The organism is Pseudoalteromonas sp. OF7H-1 (assembly GCF_022347825.1).
Classification (GTDB): domain Bacteria; phylum Pseudomonadota; class Gammaproteobacteria; order Enterobacterales; family Alteromonadaceae; genus Pseudoalteromonas; species Pseudoalteromonas maricaloris.
The window spans coordinates 102,992-126,026 of the sequence record NZ_JAKRFX010000009.1 but is presented as its reverse complement, the minus strand read 5'-3'; the positions used below and the strand labels follow the sequence as shown (position 1 = coordinate 126,026).

Annotated in this window: 18 protein-coding genes; 16 read left to right on the top strand and 2 right to left on the bottom strand. The window is 44.5% G+C overall.

The annotated features are described in order from the left end of the window. Positions 1-80: 80 nt before the first annotated feature. From MHN30_RS13005 to MHN30_RS12935, 15 genes are all read left to right on the top strand, one after another. The gene (locus tag MHN30_RS13005; RefSeq protein WP_017216092.1) at positions 81-854 is read left to right on the top strand and encodes an isoprenyl transferase; all 774 of its coding nucleotides are present in this window, start codon (positions 81-83) and stop codon (positions 852-854) included. Between the two features lie 10 nt (positions 855-864). Beyond that, on the top strand, positions 865-1,731 hold the full coding sequence (locus MHN30_RS13000; RefSeq protein ID WP_239359918.1) for a phosphatidate cytidylyltransferase: 867 nt from the start codon (positions 865-867) through the stop codon (positions 1,729-1,731). Continuing rightward, positions 1,728-2,918: a 1-deoxy-D-xylulose-5-phosphate reductoisomerase gene (gene ispC, locus MHN30_RS12995; RefSeq protein ID WP_239359917.1), complete on the top strand. Its 1,191-nt coding sequence runs from the start codon at positions 1,728-1,730 to the stop codon at positions 2,916-2,918. The genes MHN30_RS13000 and ispC overlap by 4 nt, the downstream gene beginning before the upstream one ends. Positions 2,919-2,920: 2 nt before the next feature. Continuing rightward, positions 2,921-4,273, top strand: coding sequence for a sigma E protease regulator RseP (gene rseP, locus MHN30_RS12990; protein WP_239359916.1), 1,353 nt, complete (start codon positions 2,921-2,923; stop codon positions 4,271-4,273). A gap of 166 nt (positions 4,274-4,439) precedes the next feature. Next, complete coding sequence (bamA, locus tag MHN30_RS12985) at positions 4,440-6,911, top strand: outer membrane protein assembly factor BamA (RefSeq protein WP_130163788.1); 2,472 nt, start codon at positions 4,440-4,442, stop codon at positions 6,909-6,911. Positions 6,912-6,922: 11 nt separating this feature from the next. Beyond that, entirely contained in the window at positions 6,923-7,441 is a 519-nt protein-coding gene (locus MHN30_RS12980; RefSeq protein WP_010371344.1) for an OmpH family outer membrane protein, read from the top strand. Continuing rightward, the gene (gene lpxD, locus MHN30_RS12975) at positions 7,441-8,484 is read left to right on the top strand and encodes a UDP-3-O-(3-hydroxymyristoyl)glucosamine N-acyltransferase (RefSeq protein WP_039497143.1); all 1,044 of its coding nucleotides are present in this window, start codon (positions 7,441-7,443) and stop codon (positions 8,482-8,484) included. The genes MHN30_RS12980 and lpxD overlap by 1 nt, the downstream gene beginning before the upstream one ends. Before the next feature lie 10 nt (positions 8,485-8,494). Further along, positions 8,495-8,947, top strand: coding sequence for a 3-hydroxyacyl-ACP dehydratase FabZ (fabZ, locus tag MHN30_RS12970; protein ID WP_010371351.1), 453 nt, complete (start codon positions 8,495-8,497; stop codon positions 8,945-8,947). Continuing rightward, complete coding sequence (gene lpxA, locus MHN30_RS12965; RefSeq protein WP_017216085.1) at positions 8,947-9,720, top strand: acyl-ACP--UDP-N-acetylglucosamine O-acyltransferase; 774 nt, start codon at positions 8,947-8,949, stop codon at positions 9,718-9,720. Before fabZ ends, lpxA begins: the two co-directional genes overlap by 1 nt. A 72-nt stretch (positions 9,721-9,792) precedes the next feature. Next, on the top strand, positions 9,793-10,947 hold the full coding sequence (gene lpxB, locus MHN30_RS12960) for a lipid-A-disaccharide synthase (RefSeq protein WP_010371362.1): 1,155 nt from the start codon (positions 9,793-9,795) through the stop codon (positions 10,945-10,947). Then, a complete protein-coding gene (rnhB, locus tag MHN30_RS12955) occupies positions 10,937-11,530 on the top strand; it encodes a ribonuclease HII (protein ID WP_130163790.1) in 594 nt (197 codons plus the stop codon). Before lpxB ends, rnhB begins: the two co-directional genes overlap by 11 nt. Before the next feature lie 2 nt (positions 11,531-11,532). Further along, positions 11,533-15,024, top strand: coding sequence for a DNA polymerase III subunit alpha (gene dnaE, locus MHN30_RS12950; protein WP_069018614.1), 3,492 nt, complete (start codon positions 11,533-11,535; stop codon positions 15,022-15,024). Positions 15,025-15,040: 16 nt separating this feature from the next. After that, the gene (accA, locus tag MHN30_RS12945; protein ID WP_010371368.1) at positions 15,041-15,997 is read left to right on the top strand and encodes an acetyl-CoA carboxylase carboxyl transferase subunit alpha; all 957 of its coding nucleotides are present in this window, start codon (positions 15,041-15,043) and stop codon (positions 15,995-15,997) included. 86 nt (positions 15,998-16,083) lie between these two features. Further along, positions 16,084-17,391, top strand: a complete 1,308-nt coding sequence (gene tilS / locus MHN30_RS12940; protein ID WP_239359915.1) for a tRNA lysidine(34) synthetase TilS — start codon at positions 16,084-16,086, stop codon at positions 17,389-17,391. Continuing rightward, positions 17,384-17,731, top strand: coding sequence for a hypothetical protein (locus tag MHN30_RS12935; RefSeq protein ID WP_039497156.1), 348 nt, complete (start codon positions 17,384-17,386; stop codon positions 17,729-17,731). Before tilS ends, MHN30_RS12935 begins: the two co-directional genes overlap by 8 nt. 34 nt (positions 17,732-17,765) lie before the next feature. Here MHN30_RS12935 and MHN30_RS12930 read toward each other — a convergent pair whose 3' ends face one another. Further along, positions 17,766-18,662: a GGDEF domain-containing protein gene (locus MHN30_RS12930; protein ID WP_010371382.1), complete on the bottom strand. Its 897-nt coding sequence runs from the start codon at positions 18,660-18,662 to the stop codon at positions 17,766-17,768. Positions 18,663-18,815: 153 nt separating this feature from the next. Here MHN30_RS12930 and MHN30_RS12925 point away from each other — a divergent pair, with 153 nt between their 5' ends. After that, complete coding sequence (locus MHN30_RS12925; protein WP_130163792.1) at positions 18,816-20,786, top strand: monovalent cation:proton antiporter-2 (CPA2) family protein; 1,971 nt, start codon at positions 18,816-18,818, stop codon at positions 20,784-20,786. Between the two features lie 98 nt (positions 20,787-20,884). On the opposite strand, the gene MHN30_RS12920 is transcribed toward MHN30_RS12925, so the two are convergent. Beyond that, positions 20,885-22,975 (bottom strand): winged helix-turn-helix domain-containing protein, encoded by a 2,091-nt coding sequence (locus MHN30_RS12920; protein WP_239359914.1) that lies wholly within the window; start codon positions 22,973-22,975, stop codon positions 20,885-20,887. Positions 22,976-23,035 lie beyond the last annotated feature (60 nt).

Below are 23,035 nucleotides of genomic sequence, written 5' to 3'. Positions count from 1 at the left end.
GGTACACTGACAAATTTATTAGGTTTGAAGCGCCGCCTAGGGTATACTAGGCGGCGTTTTTTTTCACTTAAATTGGAATTATGGTTTTAGAAGCAGAGGTTATTTCGCAGCAATCATTGCCAAAACATGTTGCGATAATAATGGATGGCAACGGTCGTTGGGCTCAAGCTCGCAGGCGTCCTCGCGCCTTCGGACACAAGAAGGGCGTAGATTCGGTTCGCAGTGCTGTACAATTCTGTTCCAAGTTAGGTATAGAGTCTCTGACGCTATTTGCCTTTAGTAGTGAAAACTGGCGTAGGCCAGAAGATGAAGTCAGCACGTTAATGGAATTATTTATTTATGTGCTGTCTAAAGAAGTTAAAAAATTACATAAGAACAACGTAAAGCTAACCATTATTGGCGATCTTTCTCGTTTTCCTGACAGCCTCCAAAAGCGTGTTCATGAAGCTCAAACATTGACCCAGGACAATACAGGGCTTAACTTAAACATTGCAGCAAATTACGGTGGACGTTGGGATATTACACAGGCAGCACAACACCTCGCAAAACAAGTTGCAGCAGGTGAATTGCAACCAAGTGATATAACCGAAGATGCCTTGACAGAGCAGATGACGATGGCCGATCAAGCGAATCTCGACTTGCTGATCAGAACGGGAGGCGACTTCCGCATCAGTAACTTCTTGCTATGGCAAGCTGCGTATGCCGAACTCTATTTTACCGACACGCTTTGGCCTGATTTTGACGAGCAAGCATTCTCTGAAGCCATTGCTTGTTACGTGTCTAGAGAGCGACGCTTCGGATGCACAGGAGAGCAGATAAAGCAGCTCCTCGCAGAGAAAGACGCAACAAGTTAAGGGTTCAAATTTGTTAAAACAACGTATTCTAACGTCAGCGGTGCTTGCACCTCTGGCTCTACTTTTGGTGTTTTATACACCGTTGGCAATGTTTAGTACGATTGCCGCACTGATCGTTTTGCTTGGTGCATGGGAGTGGTCGGCGCTTGCGGGCCTATGTCAAAAGCGTCAACGTTTTACTTTCGTTGGCGTTATGGCGGTGTTAATTCTATTGCTTAACACCCATTGGCCGATACAGGATTTATGGCAGCAAGGGCGCTTAGTCGCTGATGCCAATTATGTATTTACGCTCGCTTTTGCGTGGTGGTTGGTCGCTACTTTCTTGGTGGTGAAATATCCACGAGCAGCTCGTGCTTGGAATGAAGGGATCATGATGCGCTCCATCGCCGGTGTACTGACGCTAGTCCCGCTGTGGCTTGCGTTAAACGTGATGCGTAGTGCCGGGTACGAAGATGGCGAGCACATAGGCTCAGTCCTGATCATGGTGGTATTGGGCATAGTGTGGAGCGCGGACATTGGCGCTTACTTCGCTGGAAAGAATTTAGGTAAGCATAAGCTTATGCCTAAAGTGAGCCCTAATAAAACGATTGAAGGTCTTGTTGGTGGCGTGATCACCGCGGTTGTTTTTGTGTTAGTGTTTTGTCACTTCGCCGCAATTGATCTCAATATGTGGCCAATTTACGCTGTAATGACCATTATTATCGCGCTATTTTCTGCCGTTGGTGATTTGCTTGAAAGTATGTTTAAGCGCGAAGTAGGTCTTAAAGATTCAGGCCGTTGTTTGCCAGGTCACGGCGGTATCCTAGATCGCATTGATAGCTTAACGGCTGCGGCACCCATTTTTGCTTTTTGCTACGCTTGGACGGTTGTGCTATGAGCGAGCAAAACTTGGTAGTACTGGGAGCGACAGGCTCTATTGGACTATCAACCTTAGACGTCGTTAGCCGCAATAAAGAACAATATCGTGTATTTGCCTTAGTTGCAGGGCAAAACGCGGAAAAGATGGCTGAGCTTTGTTTACGTCATCAGCCTAAATACGCGGTTATGAGCTCTGAGCACGCAGCTCAGCAACTTTCTCAACGTTTGACGGGCACTACCACTGAAGTACTCCATGGCGTTGAAGCAATGGCCGAGATGGCTCGTCACGTAGATGTGGATATCGTGATGTCCGCAATCGTTGGTGCAGCAGGGTTGTTACCGACTTTAGCGGCAGTCGAAGCGGGTAAAAAAGTGTTGCTGGCGAACAAAGAGTCATTAGTAATGAGTGGCCAGCTGTTTATGGATAAAGTAAAAGCGCATGGTGCGACTTTACTCCCTATCGACAGTGAACATAATGCCATTTATCAGTGCCTACCAACGACTATACAAACGGGACAATCTTCAAACCTAAGTCACAGCGGTGTTAGTAAGATTTTATTAACCGGTTCTGGTGGACCTTTCTTGCAGCGTCCATTGGCTACCTTAGCTGCAGTAACAGTCGAAGAAGCGGTTGCGCATCCTAATTGGTCTATGGGCAGAAAAATCTCTGTCGACTCTGCAACCATGATGAATAAAGGGCTAGAGTTTATTGAAGCTAAGTGGTTATTTAACTGCTCGGCTGACGATATTGAAGTGGTGATCCACCCACAAAGTATGATCCACTCAATGGTGCAGTATCGCGACGGCTCGGTGCTGGCACAAATGGGGCAGCCAGACATGCGAACGCCGATTGCATATGGGCTTGCCTATCCTGAAAGAATTGACGCCGGTGTAGAGCCATTAGACTTTTCTCAGATTGTCGATTTCACTTTTACCAAACCAGATTTTAACCGTTATCCCAACCTCAAATTAGCGATTGACGCATGTCGTAGTGGTCAGGCCGCAACAACAACAGTGAATGCCTCAAATGAAATCGCTGTTGCGGCATTTTTAGAGGATAAGATAGGGTTTTGCGATATCTATCGAGTCAATGCCTTAACGCTTGAGCAAAGTGAGCTTGGCGTATTAGAATCCGTTGAGTCTATTATGGAAACAGACCGAACGGCCCGCCACCGAGCGCAGCAAATTATCGCCACATTGAGGTAACTATGTTTGAATTTTTCTGGCACTTAGGCTCATTTATTCTTGCTTTAGGGATTTTAGTTACCGTTCATGAATATGGCCATTTTTGGGTTGCCAGAAAAGCCGGCGTTAAGGTCTTACGTTTTTCTATTGGTTTTGGTAAGCCTTTAGTTAAGTGGTATGACAAACATCAAACCGAATACGTTATTGCCGCAATTCCACTTGGCGGCTATGTCAAAATGCTCGATGAACGCGTTGATGATGTGCCAGAGCAGGAGCGCCACCTTGCCTTCAATAATAAGCCAGTACTTTCTCGTATCGCTGTGGTAGCTGCAGGCCCCATTGCAAACTTTTTGTTTGCCATTGTCGCGTTAGCGGCAATGTATATGGTAGGGGTTCAATCCGTAAAACCCGTCGTTGGTGGTGTGACACCAACCAGTATCGCGGCGGATGCTGGATTTCAATCAGGTGACCACATCATTGCACTGAATGATGAGTTAGTACACTCATGGCAAGACGTCACGTTTGAATTGATGGCGCATTTAGGTGAACCATCTCTGGTTGCCAAAGTACAAGATGAAAAAGGTAGTTTGGCTATTCGCACGCTACGTTTGAGCGATTGGAAACTGGAAAAGCAAGATGAAGCGCCACTGACCTCAGTCGGCATTACGCCTTATAGGCCACCGCTGACGCTGCAGCTCGGTTATATCGAAGAAGGTGCAGCTGCCGACAAAGGTGGCTTACAAGTAGAAGACACGCTGGTTGCGATAAATGGTGACAAATTGGCATCGTGGCAACAGCTGGTGGGCCGAGTTCAAAAATCTGCAAATCAAGCCATAAGCATTGATATTCTGCGCGATGGTCAGCCACAAACCCTAACGATAACACCTCAGGCAAAAACTTCACCAGAAGGTGTCGTACAAGGCTATTTGGGCGTTGTGCCTGTGATGGAAAAATGGCCAAATGGTTATATTGAAACTAGACAATACGGCATCCTAGATAGTATGGTGCTTGGCATTCGTAAAACTTACGACTTGATTGCCTTAAGTTTCGACATGATCGGCAACTTAATCACGGGCCAAGTCTCGGTAAAAAACTTAAGCGGGCCTGTGGGGATCGCGGTTAGTGCCGGAAATAGTGTTAGTTACGGGTTAGTTGCATTTTTAGGCTTCTTAGCGCTTATCAGCGTGAATTTAGGAGTTTTTAACTTATTACCGCTCCCTGTCCTAGATGGTGGGCATTTAATGTATTACTTAATTGAACTAATTCGCAGAAAACCAGTCTCTGAAAAGACACAAGAGTTTGGGTTTAAGATTGGAGCAGCGCTTCTTCTTGCCTTAACGTTTTTTGCACTATTTAATGATGTTTCTCGGCTTTAAGCCGTGCGGTGCTAAAAAGCGCACATTATATGCAGTTTAAATGTTTGCATTTTTGTTCAAGCATACAACGGATAACATAATACAAAAGCTGTAACGTTTGAATGTTGTGATGTAATGGGCCTTAGCGTATCGCGCCAAAATTGTTGTAAAGGATAAAGATAATAAAATGCCTATAAAAAAACACATTGCAGTAACCAGTTTACTGGGCGCTAGTTTTGCTGCCTTAGGGCAAAACTCCTTTATCGTAGAAGATTTAAAAGTAGAAGGGCTGCAGCGCGTTGCACTGGGTGCTGCATTGACACATATTCCGATCAACGTTGGTGACAATGTCGATCAGTTTACTATTTCACGCACAATCAAGGCGTTGTATAAGTCTGGCCACTTTGACAACATTGCGGTATTCCGTGATGGTAATCAGATTATTTTTAAGGTTAAAGAACGTCCAACTATCAGCTCAATCGAATTTGATGGTAACAAAGACATCAAAGACGAGCAGCTAAACGAGAGTTTAGAGCAGCAAAATATTCGCCAAGGTGAACCGTTAGATAGAACGGTACTCGATAGTATCGAAAAAGGCTTAACGGAATTCTTCCACAGTATTGGTAAATATAACGCTAAGGTTGAGGTGAGCATTGTTGAATTGCCACGTAACCGTGTGAAGCTGATGCTGAAGTTTGAAGAGGGTGATGCTGCTTCTGTACGTCAAATTAACCTCGTTGGTAATGAGCTGTTCTCGGACGAAGAACTTCTTAACCTAATTGAATCTCAGCAGGACTTGCCTTGGTGGCGCTTCCTCTCTAATGACCGTTATCAAAAACAAACCATTGAAGGCGATTTAGAAAAGATCCGCAGTTTTTACCTAGACCGTGGTTATTTACGTTTTAACATCGATTCAACACAGGTTTCAGTAAGCCCAGAACGTGAATCAGTTTATGTTACGGCAAACATCACCGAAGGTGAAAAATATACCGTTAAAGGGTTTGATTTCATTGGTGACTTATTAGGTCGTGAAGACTTAATTAAAGGTATTGTGCCGCTTCGCGCAGGTGAGCTTTACAACGGCTCAGTTGTGACGGCAACGGAAGATTTCATTAAGAGTTATTTGGCGCGTTTTGGTTACGCCAATGCTGAAGTACGAACTGTTCCAGAAATCGATGATGAAAACAAAGAAGTACAATTAACACTATCTGTTGATCCTGGAAAGCGCGTATATGTACGTCGCATCGTGGTGAACGGTAACCAAAATACAGCAGACGAGGTATTACGTCGTGAAATGACGCAGCTTGAAGGTGCGTGGTTGTCTAACCAAAACCTAGAGCGTTCAAAGCTTCAAATTCAACGTTTGCCATATATGGAATCGGTAGAGTTTGAAGTCAAGCCAATTCCTGGTGTTGAAGATCAGGTTGATGTTGACTTTAAAGTAAAAGAACAGCCTGCTGGTAGTTTCCAAGCGGGTGTTGCTTATGGCTCTTATGCGGGCCTTCAGTTCAACATTGGTGTTAGTGAGTCAAACTTTCTAGGCTCTGGTAACCAAGTTGCTTTCAATATTAACACTTCGCGTGGTTCGGAGCGTTATAGTGTATCTTATACCGATCCATACTTTACGCCTGATGGCGTGTCGCAAGGCAGCAGTATCTTCTACAGTAAGTTTGATGCGAGTGAGTTTGGGATTGTAGATTATAAATCGACGAGCTACGGTATCGGTACCAACTTTGGTTTCCCAATTAATGCGATTAACCGTGTTAACTTTGGTATTCGTTGGATTGAAGAAAGCCTTTCGCAAATTTCAAACTTTGAGCAAACACGAGTACTTCGTGAGAGCTTCTTAAACGAAAGCGATCCAAATGCAGATTATGACTTTACTAAATATGAGTTAAGTGCAGGATGGTCACGTGTAACTGTTAACCGTGGTATGTTCCCAACAGCAGGTTCTCGTCAAAGCTTGAACTTAAGTGTTACCACGCCAAACTCAGATCTTAATTTCTTCAAGATTAATTATGATTCACGTTTTTACTGGCCAATCAGTAATGACCATCGTTGGGTCTTCTCTGCGAGAGCGGGTTTAGGCTATGGTAATGGTTATGGCGAGACGAATGGCTTTGAGCAAGTATTGCCATTCCAAGAATTCTTCCGTATTTCAGAGCAAGAACTACGCGGCTTCGACCGAAACACGATTCTACCTCGAGCGGTACAGCGTGCACCTAAGTGTATTCCGGGCACACCTAAACCAGATGGTACACCAGGTAGCTGTATTGGCGGCGAGCAGCAATTTGATACGCTAAATCTAGGTGGTCGTATTGGTGGTAACGCGAAAGCACTAGCTGGTCTTGAGCTTATCGTACCAACGCCATTCCTAGACGAAGAAAACACGAGTTCGGTAAGAACGAGCTTCTTCGTCGATGCGGCAAACGTATGGGATACTGAGTTTGATGTAGACCGTTATAGCAACTTGCCAGAAGATCAATACAATCTACTTTCTGATTTCTCTGATCCGTCAAGGTTTAGAGTATCAACGGGTTTATCGATTCAGTGGATCTCGCCTATGGGACCTATGCTGATCAGTTTCGCTTACCCACTCAAAAAAGAAGAAGAAGACGATACGAAGACGATCAGCTTCAACATCAGTAATACATTCTAAGGAGTTTTATTGTGAAAAAATTTATTAAATCATCAACACTAGCCATGACAGCAGCACTAATGATGGGTGCTTCAGGTAGCGCATTTGCACACAAAGTAGGCATCGTAGACATGCAGGAAGTGTATAAGCAAATTCCACAAATGGCGAAAATTGAGCAGACACTACAAGCTGAGTTTGCTGAGCGTCGTCAAGAGCTTGAAAAAATTCAAGGTGATATTCGTTTTGAAGCGGAAAAGTTCAAACGCGAAGCGACGACAATGAGTGAAGAGCAAAAAGAAGCGCTTCGTGAAAAGATCCAAGGCATGCAAAAGACACTTGCTGAAAAAGGTCGTCCACTAGAGCAAGAAATTAAAGTTCGTCAAAACCAAGAGCTTGCTAAAGTACAAAAGCTAATTGTAGATGCGATTGAGTCTGTAGCTAAAAAAGGTAAATTTGACGAAGTTAAAGTAAAAGATACGACAATTTACTTCAATCCTGATAAAGTAGCCGACCTTTCTGAAGAAGTGGTAAAAGCGGTTAGCAATAAGTAATGACAAAACTTCACACCTTATCTCAACTTGCTGAGTATCTAGGTGCTCAGCTGCAAGGTGATGGCGATAAATCAATTCGAAATATCGCCACTCTCGCACAGGCAAAAGACGACCAAATCGCGTTTTTAGCCAACAGCAAATACCGTGGTCAGCTTGAAAGCACGACTGCGGGGGCCGTGATCTTGAGTGAAAAAGACGCGGATTATTTTGCGGGTAATAAACTCATTATCGCAGATCCTTATGTAGCCTATGCAAAACTTGCACAGAAGCTAGACTCAACACCTAGCGCAGCATCAGGAGTTCATCGTACAGCAGTTATCTCTGATACCGCAACACTTGGTGCAAACGTCAGTGTGGGTGCGAACGCTGTAATTGAAGATGGCGCTGTGATTGGTGATGATGTTGAGATAGGGCCAGGCTGTTTCATTGGAAAACATGCCAAAATAGGCGCAAAGACTAAACTCTGGGCAAACGTAACCGTCTATCATGAAGTGCAGATAGGCGAACAATGTCTATTCCAGTCAGGTGCCGTAATAGGAAGTGATGGTTTTGGCTACGCCAACGAGAAAGGCGAGTGGGTTAAAATCCCTCAAGTTGGCACCGTAATTATTGGCGACCGTGTCGAAGTTGGCGCGAGTACTTCTATTGATAGAGGTGCGCTAGAAGACACCATTATTCATAGCAACGTCATTTTAGATAACCAGATCCAAATTGCCCATAACGTCGAGGTTGGTTACGGTACAGCCATCGCAGGCTGCACGGTACTGGCGGGCAGTGTTAAAATCGGCAAGTACTGCCAAATTGGCGGCATGACAGCAATCAATGGTCACAACGAAATTTGTGATGGGGTTGTCATTACTGGTATGAGCATGGTTACTAAAGGAATTACTGAGCCAGGGATCTATTCTTCTGGTTTACCTCACCAAACGAATAAAGAGTGGCGTAAGTCTATTGCACACTTACGCAATTTATCTGACTTTAAGTCGCGCCTGAAGGCACTTGAGCTGCTGACAGCACAGCTTAAAGATACTGATGTAGAATAAGGAAGCTATTTTGGCTAACGAATTAAACAGCTTTGATATCCAAGAGATTTTAAAACTTCTTCCGCACCGCTACCCAATGTTGCTTGTAGACAAAGTGGTAGATTTTAAGCCTGGCGAATATCTTCACGCGATTAAAAACGTGACGATTAATGAGCCTATTTTCACGGGTCACTTTCCAGAACAACCTATTTTCCCAGGTGTGTTGATCCTAGAAGCAATGGCTCAGGCAACCGGTTTACTTGGTTTTAAAACGGTCGAGAATCGCAGCGAGAATGAACTATACTTATTTGCGGCGATTGATAATGCACGTTTCAAACAACCTGTTTTACCGGGTGACACGATGCATTTGCACGTTAAGTTCGAAAAAGAACGCCGTAACATCTGGAAATTCAGTGCTGAAGCTAAAGTAGAAGGCAAAACTGTGTGTTCAGCTGAAATTATGTGTGCTAGAAGAGAGTTTTAATGGCTATTCATCCTACCGCAATTATCGAATCAGGCGCGCGTCTAGGCGAGAATGTTTCTGTAGGCCCTTATAGTTATATTGGCAATGACGTAGTCATTGGTGATAACTGTAAGATTGAATCACATGTTGTGATCAAAGGCCCTTCTGAGATTGGTTCAGGCAATCACATTTTCCAATTCGCGTCAGTAGGGGAAGCCTGCCAAGATAAAAAGTACAAGGATGAACCAACCAAGCTAATTATTGGTGATAACAACGTTATTCGTGAGTGTGCGACTATCCATCGTGGCACAATTCAAGACGAAGGGATCACTCGAATTGGTAGCAACAACCTATTTATGGCTTACACCCATGTGGCACACGACGCAGTCATTGGCAGCAATGTGATTTTCGCTAACAATGCAAGTGTAGCCGGACATGTACATATTGGTGACTGGGTTATCCTTGCGGGTAATTCAGGTGTACATCAATTTTGTAAAGTGGGTTCACATGCCTTTATTGGTATGTACTCGGGTGTGAACCAAGACGTGCCGCCTTTTGTTACAACGACTGGCACGCCAGCGAGACCCGTTGCAATTAATACTGAAGGTTTAAAGCGTCGCGGCTTTGAGTCTGATGAAATCATGGCAACAAGACGTGCATACAAAACGTTGTTCCGTAAGGGGCTGCGTTTAGAAGATGCGTTAGAAGCGCTAAAAGAAGATGCTTCTGAGTTCGCAGCAGTTCAGCAAATGATTGATTTTATTGCGACTTCTAATCGTGGTTTGATCCGCTAAACTTGAACCGCAATACAGGTTATACTTACGCCATACATTTTGTATGGCGTTTTTTTATACTGAAAAATAACAATGGCTAACGAAAAAAATATCACCATTGGCGTGGTCGCAGGAGAGTTATCGGGCGATATACTCGGTGCTGGCCTCATAAACGCGCTAAAACTTCATTACCCCAATGCCAATTTTGTCGGGATCGGTGGTCCTAAAATGCAACAAGCGGGTTGTAAAAGCCTGTTTGACATGGATGAACTCGCTGTTATGGGACTAGTCGAAGTGCTTGGTCGCTTACCTCGCTTGCTAAAAATTAAAAAGCAGTTGGTGAATTACTTTATTGATAATCCACCCGATGTATTCATCGGTATCGATGCGCCGGATTTTAATTTGCGTGTTGAAAAACCGTTGAAAGCGGCAGGAATTAAAACCATTCAGTATGTAAGCCCGAGTGTGTGGGCGTGGCGTCAAAAACGCATCCATAAGATTGCCGAGGCGACTAACCTAGTGCTGTCTTTGCTGCCGTTCGAAAAAGCCTTTTATGATAAACATGAAGTGCCTTGTACATTTGTGGGTCATACGCTAGCGGATGAAATTCCACTTGAGCCGGATACCGCAGGTGCGCGTGCACAGCTGAACTTAAGTCAAGATGATACGGTTTTAGCACTGCTTCCTGGTAGCCGGGGCTCTGAAGTTGGCTTATTGAGCCGCACTTACCTTGCCACTGCAAAAAAATTAGTCGATAAAATACCTAACTTAAAAATAGTCGTGCCTTTGGTAAACGAAAAGCGCAGAGCACAGTTTTTGGAAGCCTTGAATGAAGTCGCGCCGGAATTGAATCCAATTATGCTTGACGGCCAGTCAGCACTGGCAATGCAAGCTGCGGATACCGTTTTACTGGCCTCAGGAACTGCCACACTTGAGGCGATGCTATATAAAAAGCCAATGGTAGTCGGGTATAAGCTAAATCCTAAAAGTTATTGGATTTTTAATACCTTTTTTACCTTTAACATCAAATACTTTGCCTTGCCGAATTTATTGGCTGACGCACCTCTTGTGCCTGAGTTTTTACAGGCAGAGTGTAATCCTGACGCACTCGCTGATGCACTTTTCCCGATGTTAAAAGGCAATAATAGTAAGCTTGTTAGAAAGTTTTACGAGATACATGAGAACATTCGCCTAAATGCCAGCAAACAAGCGGCTCAGGCTGTAATGGAGTTAATAGATGCAAATTGAACGTCCTGATGTGCAGTATATTGCAGGCGTTGACGAGGTAGGACGTGGCCCGTTGGTGGGTGACGTTGTTACCGCTGCCGTCATTTTAGATCCAACCAAACCAATAATAGGGTTAACCGACTCGAAAAAACTGTCAGAGAAAAAGCGCATTGCATTGGCAGAAGAGATAAAAGAAAAGGCATTATGTTACTGCATTGCGAGAGCGTCAGTTTCAGAAATTGATGATTTGAATATTCTTCACGCAACAATGTTGGCGATGACACGCGCAGTTGAAGGATTGGAAATTCAACCTGATCATGTATTTGTTGATGGAAATCGTTTACCTAAGCTAAGTGTTGCGGCAACCGCAGTTGTAAAAGGGGATAGCCTAGTTGCCGAGATAAGTGCGGCATCCATATTGGCGAAAGTCACCCGAGACAATGAGATGTTAGCACTCGATGCGGAATATCCTGAGTTTGGTTTTGCAGGCCACAAAGGTTATCCAACCAAAGCCCACTTTGCCGCGCTCGAAGCACATGGGGTTACTCCACATCACCGTACAAGCTTTAAGCCTGTGCAACGAATTTTGGCCGAGAAGGAGTAAGCATGCCAGCCCCGCAGTTTGTCCATTTGCGTGTACACAGTGACTTCTCAATGGTGGATGGTCTAGCGAAGACCAAACCAATTGTGGCAAGGGCCGAAGAGCTTGCAATGCCTGCGCTTGCCATCACCGATCAAATGAACTTATGTGGTTTGGTGCGTTTTTATGGTGGCGCACACGGGGCAGGGATCAAGCCAATAATTGGTGCGGATTTTTGGCTAAAGTCAGATCAGTTTCCTGATGAACCAAGCCGAATTCTCGTTCTCGCCAAGAACAATCAAGGCTATAAAAACCTCACCTTGTTGATCTCCGATGCCTATCTTCGTGGTCATGTATTCCATCGCCCTGTAATTGATAAAGAGTGGCTTGCAAAATACAAAGAAGGGCTGATCCTTATCTCTGGCGCGAAAGATGGCGATTTAGGCAAAGCTATCTTAAAAGGCAATCCTAAGCTAATTGAAGAAACGCTGGCGTTTTACGAGCAGCATTTTAGCGACCATTTTTATATTGAGCTACAACGCACCGCACGTGCACAAGAAGAAGAATATCTCCATGGTGCTGTGGAGGTCGCGGCTGCACGTAATATACCTGTTGTGGCGACGAATGAAGTGGTGTTTTTACACGAAAAAGACTTTGATGCCCACGAAATTCGCGTTGCTATTCACGACGGTTATACATTAGAAGACAAAAATCGACCAAAACGCTTTTCTAAAGAGCAATATTTAAAGACTTCAGAGCAAATGCAAGCGCTCTTTAGTGACATTCCAGAAGCTTTAGAAAACACCGTAGAAATCGCTAAGCGCTGTAACGTGACGGTACAGCTTGGCACCTACTTCCTACCAGATTATCCAACGGGCGATCTGGCGATTGAAGATTTCTTGGTAAAAGTATCGCGAGATGGTCTAGAAGAACGTTTGCAGTTCTTATTCCCTGATGAAAATGACCGCAAAGAAAAGCGTGGTGAGTATGACGACCGTCTGCAGGTTGAACTCGACGTTATCAACCAAATGGGATTCCCAGGTTACTTCTTAATCGTAATGGAGTTCATTCAGTGGAGTAAGGATAACGGCATCCCTGTAGGTCCAGGTCGTGGTTCCGGTGCCGGCTCTTTGGTGGCATATGCGCTTAAGATCACGGATCTTGACCCACTTGAATTCGATCTCCTATTCGAACGATTCCTTAACCCCGAGCGGGTTTCGATGCCTGACTTTGACGTCGACTTCTGTATGGATAGACGAGACGAGGTAATTGACCACGTTGCTAAACTGTATGGTCGAGACGCAGTATCTCAGATCATCACCTTTGGTACGATGGCGGCAAAAGCGGTAATTCGAGACGTTGGTCGTGTGCTTGGTCACCCTTATGGCTTCGTAGATAGGATCTCCAAGCTTGTACCTGGCGACCCTGGTATGACACTTGCCAAAGCGTTTGATGTTGAACCTCGCTTGCCTGAAGCTTACGATAGCGATGAAGAAGTTCGTGAACTGATTGATAAATGTCGCATTCTTGAAGGCTGTACGCGTAACGCGGGTAAACACGCCGGTGGTGTTGTTATCTCGCCTACCACCATTACCGACTTTGCAGCACTGTATTGCGACGAAGAAGGTAAGTTCCCAGTTACCCAGTTTGATAAGAACGACGTAGAAACCGCAGGTCTGGTTAAGTTTGACTTCCTCGGTCTAAGAACGCTAACCATTTTGCAATGGGCGCTCGACATGGCGAACGAACGCCTTGGTAGAGAAAGTCGTGAGCCGATTGATATCGCTGCGATCCCATTGGATGACCCTGCAAGTTTTAAAGTGTTACTAGACGCACAAACAACTGCGGTATTCCAGCTGGAATCTCGTGGTATGAAAGACTTGATCCGTCGCTTGAAGCCAGACTGTTTCGAAGACATGATCGCACTGGTTGCGCTATTCCGTCCGGGTCCTTTGCAATCGGGCATGGTAGATAACTTTATCGACCGTAAGCATGGTCGTGAAGAAGTATCGTATCCAGATGCACAATACCAGCATGAAAGTCTACAACCTATACTAGAACCGACCTACGGGATCATCCTTTACCAAGAACAGGTAATGCAGATAGCGCAGGTGCTTGCCGGTTATAGCCTAGGTGGCGCTGACTTGCTTCGTCGTGCGATGGGTAAGAAAAAGCCTGAAGAAATGGCGAAGCAACGTGCAACGTTCGAAGATGGTGCCAAAGATAATGGCGTCGAAGGCGAACTTGCCATGAAAATCTTCGACTTGGTAGAAAAGTTCGCGGGTTACGGCTTTAACAAATCACACTCCGCAGCCTACGCGTTAGTGTCGTACCAAACGCTATGGATGAAGACCCATTTCCCTGCCGAGTTTATGGCGGCGGTAATGTCAGCGGATATGGATAACACTGACAAAATCGTAACCTTGGTAGATGAATGCGAAAACATGAAGTTGACGCTGCTACCACCAGACGTGAATGCCGGTGTCTACAAATTTGCTGTAAATCGTCAAGGTGAGATCGTCTATGGTATAGGGGCGATAAAAGGCGTGGGTGAAGGCCCTGTTGAAGCGATCCTTGAAGCGCGAGCCCAAGGGGGAGAATTTAAAGATTTATTCGACTTCTGTGCCAGAGTTGATTTAAAGCGTCTAAATAAACGCGTGATTGAAAAGCTAATATACGCGGGAGCGCTTGATAAGCTTGGTCCTGACAGAGATCAGCCAGGGCGCGCGACTTTACTGGCAAGCTTAAAGGATGCCATGAAGTCGGCAGAGCAGCATCACAAAGCCGAATCACTTGGACAGAGCGACTTATTTGGTTTGCTTGCGGTTGAGCCCGAGGAGGTTGAACAAGCCTTTATCAAAGCTACGCCGCTTAGCGATAAAGAATGGTTAAATGGGGAAAAAGAAACCTTAGGTCTTTATCTAACAGGCCACCCAATTAATCAATATCGCAAAGAATTAAAATATTATACCTCTGGCAAGTTAGTTGACTTACAACCCGGTAATCGTGATACGGTAGCAACCGCGGCGGGACTGGTTATCAATGCTCGTACCTTGATAAACAAAAAAGGAGCGCGTTGGGGACTTATCACTTTAGATGACAAAAGTGCCCGAATTGATGTACGCTTATTTCCTGAACAGTTTGAAATGTACCAAGAAATGCTGCAAATTAACCAAATCTTGGTAATATCTGGACAGGTCAGCTTTGATAACTTCTCTGGTGGCATTACAATGACCGCAAGAGAAATCTCTACCATTGCTCAGGCGCGAGAAAAGCGTATTAGTGCAATAAAAATGACGCTAAATATGGCTCAAATTGACGCGAACTTCTTTGATAATTTCAAAAAAGTGCTAGAACCATATAAATTTGGAACGTGTCCGGTAAAAATTAAATATCAGCGTCCTGATGCATTAGCAGAGTTAACATTAGGAACACAATGGTGTGTGACGCCAAGTGATGAGCTTTTAACTCGTTTATCACTGCTGGCGGCGCAGGAATTAGAATTAGAATTTAACTAAACAGGTAGTTTAGAGCATGAGCCTCAATTATCTTGAATTTGAACTTCCAATCGCTGAATTGGAAGCAAAGATCAAAGAATTACAAAACGTTAGCCGCTCTGGCGATTTAGATCTTAGCCTTGAAGAAGAGATCAGCCGCTTAAAAGACAAAAATGTTGAGCAAACAAAGAAAATTTTCGACGGTTTAGGCGCTTGGCAAGTGTCTCAATTAGCGCGTCATCCGCTTCGTCCATATACTCGCGATTATATTGAACGCATTTTTACCGAGTTTGACGAGTTTGCGGGCGACCGTACTTTTGCTAACGATCCGGCTATTCTTGGTGGTGTTGCGCGTCTTGACGACAAACCAGTAATGATTATCGGTCAGCAAAAAGGTCGTGATACCGCTGAAAAAATCAAACGTAACTTTGGTATGCCAAAGCCAGAAGGTTACCGTAAAGCATTACGCCTAATGGAAATGGCTGAACGCTTTAAGATGCCAATCATCACCTTTATCGATACACCGGGAGCTTATCCGGGCGTAGGCGCTGAAGAGCGCGGTCAAAGTGAAGCGATTGCACGTAACCTTAAAGTGATGGCAGCGCTCAAAGTACCAACAATTTGTACCGTGATCGGTGAAGGCGGTTCTGGTGGCGCATTAGCTATCGGGGTAGGTGACAGAGTAAACATGCTGCAATACAGCACGTATTCTGTAATTTCACCTGAAGGGTGTGCTTCTATTCTTTGGAAGAGTGCAGACAAAGCTTCACTTGCAGCAGAAGCAATGGGTGTATCAGCTTCTCGCGTAAAAGAGCTGGACCTTATCAATAACATCATTGAAGAGCCGCTAGGTGGCGCACACCGCAATTATGATGCGATGGCGAAAAACCTGAAAGTGCAGCTTAAACGTGACTTGGCTGATCTTGAAGCGCTAAGCACCGAAGAGATGTTAGATCAGCGTTATAAGCGCCTGATGTCATTTGGTTATTGTTAATACGGGTTTCTGCTCGTATTGATATCAATGCTAATTTAAGTTAAAAAGCCGCTATCGAGCGGCTTTTTTTATTGATTGTAGAAAACATGATTAATAGTCGGGTTTACCAACAAGTAGAGTCAAGTTTAGAGGTATTGAGTTCCAGCCTTGACGCCAAAGGGTTGTGCATTGCCTTATCTGGTGGTGTGGATTCGGTTGTGTTGCTCCACCTTTGTCGAGAATATGCAAACAAGCATAACGTTATACTCCAAGCGGTTTATGTTAATCATGGCTTGTCACAGCACGCTACGCAGTGGCAGCAATTTTGCCAATCACTTTGTGAAACACTTAATGTTCCCTTTGTTGCAAAACAGGTTTCGATTACTCGAAAAACCCGCACTAGCCTTGAAGCGCAAGCACGCGAAGCTCGCTATCAAGCATTAGATGACGCGGCCAAAGCAGGTTTTGCAATCGTGCTTGGGCAACATGCCGATGACCAAGTAGAAACTTTTTTACTGAGATTAAAGCGCGGCTCTGGATTACTCGGGCTTGGAGCGATGAGAGCGACAACTCAGCTGGCATCAGGGCGCTATTGTATTCGTCCGTTACTTGCCGTTAGTCGCAATGACATTGAAGCATTTGCACGGCAGTTTGGTCTTGAGCATATTACTGATGAGTCCAACGCCGACGATGCGTTTGACCGTAACTTTTTACGCAATCAGGTGATCCCGTTACTTACCTCTCGATTCAATGGTTTTGTCGCTAACACACTGCGCAGTATTGATATTTTACAGCGCCAACAAACCATAATTGATGAGGTCAGTGAAGAAGACTTGCAAAAGTGTCGTTGTCGGATGGCGCTAAATATCACGGCTTTACAACAGCTCTCTTTTGCAAGAAGAGATAATGTCATCAGACTGTGGTTATCAAAGCAGGGCATAGAGATGCCGAGTCAAAAACAGTTGGATGAAATCGTACAACAGGCGTTTTCATCACGCCAAGACAGTCAACTTGAAATTCGTTTTAAGCAAGGCGCAGTGAGGCGTTATCGTGATGCACTTTATTGGGTAACGGAAAATAGCCAAAAGCATGACATTGAGACCGTTAACCTCAACGAACTCAGCGGGCAAAGTACACCTGTTGCTTTACAAACGGGCAAGGGGGTCCGCAAACCCTTCACGGACGAAATCGTTAGCATTCGTTACGGTAGACTTAAAGATAAAATCAAACCACAGGGCAAACCTGGCTCTAATACCTTGAAACACTGGCTAAAAGATTTGTACATTCCAAGCTGGGAGCGTGATTCTATTGCGGTTGTTTATTACAATGATACACCGGTGGCGGTGAACGGACTGTTTGTGAGTGCCGAGCACGCAGAGGATAATGGCATTATTTGGGTAGTAAAAGATGACTGAAAGTAAAAAGATTGGCCAACAGTTAGCGCAAAAAGCGCCTTATGCGGTGGTGTTCACTGCGGTGGTGTTTATCGTACTCTTTATGTCGAGTGAAGTGGTGTGGCTGAATCAAATATTTGCTTCGGCATCAGGCATTATCAGTATTGTGTTTTTACTTCTGTATTGGCATGGTAAGGGCGGAATGTATTTTATTCTTGGCTTACTTGCGCCAATGCTTGCGGTGATGTTTTCAGAGTTACCCGATTTCCTTGCGCTGGCATGGGTAATAAATGGATTTTTTAACGGCGCGGCACTTGCCCTGATGGCATACCTATACTTAGGAAAAGATGCTCAGCGTTAACGCATAACGCTGAGCAAAAGGGGAAGTGGTTTTTTTATACTGCGCGAGCGCAGTTTCGTCCGGCTGCTTTTGCGCGGTATAAGCCGCTATCCGAACGAGCAAATATATTGTCGGCAGTATCATGGCTCGATGCCAGCGTAAAGCCAATGCTTGTGGTCACCGTGTATTTAGCCAACATACTCGACTTTCTTACGGCTTCCATAATTCTTTCTGCGATAACTTTGTTGGTTGTAAACGCAGGGTCGTCAATTAAGATGGCGAACTCATCACCACCGAATCTAAATACCGAATCAGTTGCGCGCGTTGAGGTTTGCAAAATACGTGAAAACTCAACCAACACTTCATCACCGGCTTTATGGCCATGAACATCATTCACCTGCTTAAAGTTGTCTAAATCTAAAAGCATTAAGCTGAAATTACGATGTTGACGACGGCATCGTTCAAGCTTTTCTTCTAAGTTGTCTGCAAACTGGCTGCGATTGTAAAGTCCAGTTAGTGAGTCCTTGGTTGCTAGTTGCAACACACGGTTATACATCAAAGCGTTACGCATTGGGTAAATTAAACAGGCGTGTAATTTTGACAATTTTGCCTTGATAGCTTCACTAAATGGAAACTCACTGAAATACACCAGCTGGCCTAAGTGTTCTTTTTCGAGCTCAAGATCAAACGTACTAGCTGGAAATTGGCTATCGCTGTCCTTCATCTGAAAGACGCCAAGGCTACAATGGAACTGGAGTCCCGAAATTTTTGAAATTCTTGCCACATGCTCCGCGTAAATAGTCAACAGCTCTTCAATGTTGAGTGTTGTCTGAAGTTTGTCGACTAATCGCGCGTAGTGTTCACCGCCTTGCGTACTATACTGTTCAGAATTGAACGGCAAGTAATCGCCTCTGGTCGGCAATCTTTGTGTCAAAATATGGACATTTTCCATATTTCTTCCCCTTAAATACAACAATACATGATTAATATGCGAACTTTGTGCCAAAAATTTAAACTGGCTTAAAAACAAACGCTTGCTATATTTAAGAGAAAGAAAAAGAAATCCACCTTCATTCCCCGTCAATTTTTTCGCTCAGGAGGCAGATTGCAAAGTATCTTCGCGCAGGTTTTTGCCTTGCTGTTATGTGCTGTAATTTTAGTCTGGTCCTTTAAGCGGGTTGGCTTGCCGCCTATTCTGGCTTATTTGCTCACTGGAGTAATTGCGGGCAGTCACGGCATTGGATGGATGAGTGACAGCCAAGAAATTCACTTTATGGCTGAGCTTGGGATCGTGTTTTTACTGTTCAGTTTAGGGCTTGAATTTTCCGTGCCAAAATTAATGGCAATGCGAAACGTAGTATTCGGTTTAGGGAGTTTACAGGTCATTGTGACCACGATAATTGGTATGTTGGTATTGCGTTTTATGCAATATGAGTGGGTGGGAGCATTTGTGATTGCGAGCCTCATCGCACTTTCTTCTACGGCGGTTGTGGTTAAGCTGTTAAAAGAGCTGGGGATGCTCAACACACGTCATGGTCAGCTCGGTATTGGCATGTTGTTATTCCAAGATATTGCCGTTGTGCCGCTGCTCATCGCGTTTCCGCTTATTTCCTCTGCGAGTAATTCAGAGCTGGCATCAGCGCTACTTTTTGCATTTGCTAAGGGTGCGGTGGTGTGTCTGGTTTTATGGGCAATAGGTAAGTGGTTACTACCTAGAATATTTAACGAAATCGCATTAGTAAGAACAGATGAGCTCTTTGTTTTATCTACTTTGGTTGTAGCCCTGTGCGCGGGCTCGCTCACTTATGCATTCGGACTTTCAATGGCGCTCGGCGCATTTTTAGCGGGCATGATGTTAGGGGAAAGCCAATATCGGCATCAGCTTGAGGCAGAAATTAGACCATTTCGAGATATTTTAATGGGACTCTTTTTTGTCACAGTGGGTATGCAGCTAAATATTCCTTATGTGCTCGACCAGTTTATTTATATTGTTGCAGCACTTGCCGCGGTGCTTGTGATCAAAGTGTTGATCATCGTTGGCGTTGCGCAGTTAATGGGTGAGCGTAAAAAAGATGCTTGGGGCGCTGGTATTTTGATCTGGCAGATGGGGGAATTTGGCTTTGTGTTACTCGCGCTTGCCAGTAAACATCAGTTGTTGGATCAAAATGCGGTGTCCTTCTTGATCACGCTTGGCGTGTTGTCTATGGCGTTAACGCCATATCTTATTAGTAAAACCGCGCATATTCTCAATATCTTGGGAATAGAAAAAGACTGGCAACCCGAAGCGCCGAGTGGTTATAACGCGGCTGATTTAAAAAATCATGTTGTGATTTTTGGTTATGCGCGTGTTGGTCAAACTATCGCACGATTTTTACGCCCAGAGGCTATTCCTTATATTGCGGTAGAGCGCAACCCGCAAATTGTACAAGACGCACAAATTGCGGGTGAGCCCGTGCTATTTGGTCATGCGGCACAAAAAACGCTGTTAAAGTCAGCAAATATTGATAAAGCGCGCTTGGTTATCATTACCTTTGATGACTTTGAACAGACGCAGGTGGTTGTTGACGCCATTCGTCGGCGTACCCACGAAGTGAAGATCTTGGTACGCATGAAAGATGACAGCTACATGGAGCAATTAAAAGCCATGGGCGTCGCAGAAGTTGTGCCAGAAACTTTAGAAGCAAGTTTGATGCTGGTTTCTCATGTGCTGTACATGTCTGGCGTGCCAATGCGCAGAATTTTTCGTCGTGTCAGTAAAGAGCGAGAAAATCGTTATCCGTATTTACATGGTTTTTTTGCTGGAGACAGTAGTGATCTGCATGAAGTTACTGGCGAGCGGTTAGAATATCTGCATGCCATTGCTTTGCCAGACCATGCATTTGCCGTTAACAAGTCAATTGCTGAGCTTGAGCTCAAGGTTAAGCGCGTTGATATTACTGCGTTAAGACGCGACGGCGAAGAAATTGCTCAACCAGATGAGCAAACCGTTTTACGCGTTAATGATGTTTTGCTGTTAAAGGGAAAACCCCGCCGCGTTGAACGTGCGGAGCAGTTTTTACTCGATGGCCTGCCGTAATAACGGTTCTTAAATCTATGCTTTTTTAACAGCTCGCCGCGTAAAGCGTCTTCTACGGCACGGAGTAGGAGCAGGTTCACCCTGCGATCTTGCTCTATCTATGTTCCTCGATCATCAGGTGTATTAAATGACACGATATGCTTTTGCATCAAATGCATTTGAGTAAACAAAAAGGTTTCACCGTTAAAATCTGCTAAGTAGCGACTGTTACTGGGTACCTCTGCAAGGCGTTGATATATCCTTGTACTGAGATGATAAGACCATAGTTGGTTGTCGTTGTTTACGCCGTACAATATACCGTCTTTATAAACGGCAAATGGCTGCGCTAACTGAGCGCGTAATTCATGGACCTCAGTCGGTACGGGAGCTGCGTTTGTGTTAACAAGCCAAAAACGCTGACTCATATCTTGATAAAGAAAATGCTCACTATCTACTTGCGCGGCCCAAACTACATTTTCAGAAACAATGAGTGAGGCTTCTTTGGTATCTTTATTTATAATGTAAAGCCCCGCGCTTCCATTTTCCCTTGCTGTGACCAACAACGTTTTCGGCGTCAGCCACTGCAGGACGGAATCAATGGCAAGCGAATTAGCAATGAGGGTTTTCTCACCATTTAAGGACCAAATAGTGAGTCCTTGTTGTGTTGTGCCAGCTATCTCATTACCCGCAGGAGACCACACAATTCGTTTGCTGATATTGTCGTGCCGTGAATCGGTAAGCTGTGAAACACCTTGGTCATTGTAAAGCCATATTTGTCTTGAGCCGGTACGTGTAGATGTAAAAGCAATATGATCACCATGAGGTTGAAACTGTGGATTGTCCTCCTTTATTGTTGTTCTGGCTATCTTTGCTGTCGCAGCGGTTTGGTGATTTCGTATTTGAGCAAGACTTAAGGTAAAAATATCGGTATCGGCATTTATCTGTGTCGCTAAAATCTGTTTTCCATCAGCTGAAAAAGAAGCCTCTGTTAGATTCTTTCTGCCCCCAGTATCAAGTGCAACCATTCTCCCGTTGGTTTGCAGTTTATAAAGTCCATTAGTCGTCGATGCGAGCAAATACTCGCCGCTTGGATGATAACTGACTTCAATTGGCTGTAATGGTGACAATTCGTGCGGTAGTACTATCTTTGCCGTGATCGTTAGTGTCTTATCAGGATTGTAAATATTCAGGTGATGAGAGTTGTGCTCATCAATGCTCACCATTGCGAAAACATTTTGATCTGCAAGATAGTCAAGAGTGTAGTTTTCAAAGTTTGGCAAATACTCGGTAGTGCGGCTTTTTTTTGTATTTAAATCAAAAAGGTAGGGAACTACTTGCTTAGGGCGTAAATGAGATAAGTAACTGATCTCGCCGTTTTTCATCCAATTTGCACGCCATATGGGCTTTTCTTGGCAAGCGATAATGGCATGTGGATTTTGTGGTGAGTTGATTGCAGTATCGACATTTAGTGTGTTTAAAGACCAGCAAAAGGGAGACGTCTCTTGAGCCTTGCAATGACTCCGTTCGGTAAAAGTTAGTTGCTTTGCGTCCTGTGACCAACTTGGTTTTCCGTACACGCCCTGGCGAGCGGTTAAACGAGAGGTTTTGTGCGAGGCTAGATTTTTGACCCAAAGCTGACTATGACAATTATCGCTAAAGCGCTGAAAAACAATCCATTGTCCATTGGGTGAGTAGCTGGCATTTGCATCCCATGCGTCACTTGTGGTCATTGGAGTAAAAGTAGGTTGAATCGGTACTCTGGGGTTGGTTTTTGGTTGAATTATAACCGTAAAGAGATAAGCCGTGATAACTATCGCTAGTGCCGCTACCCCAAATCTTGCAGCGCGTGGGTGAGATTTTTGAGTCGCTTTATGCGCGCTCGGCTTATCGCTTGTCGACGTAACGGATGCCTCTAAACTATAGCCTTTTTTACTGTGCGTTTTTATAAACTCTAACTCACTATCAGCATATTTGAATACTTGGCGAATTTGGAAAATGCAGCGCTGCAATGTATTGGGAGAAACAACTCTGTCGTGCCAAACGGTGTTAAGTAGTTGCTCAAAGCTCACTACTTCTCTAGGTTGTTTTGCCAATTCACAAAGCACCGCTATTGCTTTAGGGGGGAGCGCATAAGTCTGTTGGTCGATAACAATATGATTGCGGTTTACATCCACAAGGTGCTCTGCTACCAAAAACTGCTTTAATTCCATTTTAAAATTCTTTTTTCAGCGAATTATCAGCGAAAAATCAGCAAACTTCGCTGTTTTATC